At 69.6% G+C, this 1334-nt stretch carries 1 protein-coding gene; it reads right to left on the bottom strand.

What is annotated here, in order from left to right:
* Window positions 1-1334: AsmA family protein (locus B551_RS18215; protein WP_023264726.1), on the bottom strand; the 1334-nt coding region annotated here is incomplete at both ends.

Genomic DNA, 1334 nt, shown 5'->3' with positions numbered 1-1334 from the left:
ACCGTCGCGACCGGCGCCAGCAGCGCCAGCGCGACCGCGCCGCCGGCGCGCAGCGCCAGCACGCCGATGTCGGGGCTGACGCGCGGGTCCTTCAGCGTGCCGCCCACGTACAGTGGCGAGCGCAGCGAGAACACACGCATCCCCTTGGAGTCCGGGTTGATCGTCAGGCCCAGCCGCTCGCTGGCCAGGTCGACCACGCCGGTCGCATTGATGGTGGCGTCCTGCGTGTCGATGACGAAGGTGCGGGCGCGGCCCATGCCGTTGGTGAACGTGAAGTCCGCCACGCCGCAATGGATCTGTACCGGCTTGTCGCCGAACAGCTTGGCGATGATCACGCTGCCGACGTTCAGCCCCATCGCCTCGAGGATGAACTTGCTGATGGTGCCGTTCTCGACCAGCAGCCGCGCCTCGCCATTCGACGAGCCGAGCAGCGCGGCGACCGAATTGCCGGTGGCCGACAGCTTGGCCGCGCCATTGATTTCGCCGACGCTGGCCCGCATCGATTCGAGATTGGGGAACAGCTGCTTGATCTTCAGCCGGCGTGCCGTCATGTCGATGGTCGCGCCCATCGGCGTGCGCTTGCCGTTCAGCTGCAGGTTCGAAGTCAGCGTGCCGCCGGCCACGCCGAAGTTCAGCGGCTTCAGGTTCAGCACGCCGTCCTGCAGCACGATATGGGTCTGCAGATTGTTGATCGGCAGATCGACGTCGCGGATGATGCGCTGGCCCGTGAAGCGTACGTCGGCGTCGATATCGTCCCAGCGTTCGGTGCGGAACGGCGCCACCGGCAGCGCCTTGTCGGCCGGCTGGCGTACCGGGCTGCGCGGCGCGGCCTGGCCCGGCTTGGCGTTGGCGCCAATCAGCGGCGCCAGGTCCTCGAAGCGCAGCTGCTTCGACACCAGCTCGCCGGCGAGCAGCGGGCGCGGATCGCGCTGCGTATAGGTCAGCGTGCCGCCGAGGTCGCTGCCGCCGACCCGGCCGCTGAAGTCCTGATAGCGGTAGACCGACGCGCCCTTGCGCAGCGTCGCGGTCAGGCGGCCGTTGGTGCGATACGGCGGGGTCTCGGGCAGCACCACGCCGGTCAGCGGGTACAGGTCCGCCATGCTCTCGCCGGACAGCTGCAGCATCAGGTCCAGCGCGGCGAGCCGGGCCGGCTCGGTCAGCGTGCCCTCGATCTGCGCGCGGGTGCTGCCGACGCGCACATCGGCCTGCAGCGGGTAGGGCCGGCTGGCGTCGCGCAGGTTCAGCACCGCGCCGGCCCTGCCGTTGGCGTTGATCGTGGCCTTGTTGTAATGGCCGACCGCGCGCCAGCGGATGCCGTAGACCGGTTCGCCCTT

It is taken from the genome of Cupriavidus sp. HPC(L), from assembly GCF_000307735.3.
Lineage (GTDB): Bacteria > Pseudomonadota > Gammaproteobacteria > Burkholderiales > Burkholderiaceae > Cupriavidus.
The sequence above is the reverse complement of the archived record's forward strand: the minus strand, read 5'-3'. Positions and strand labels throughout refer to the sequence as shown.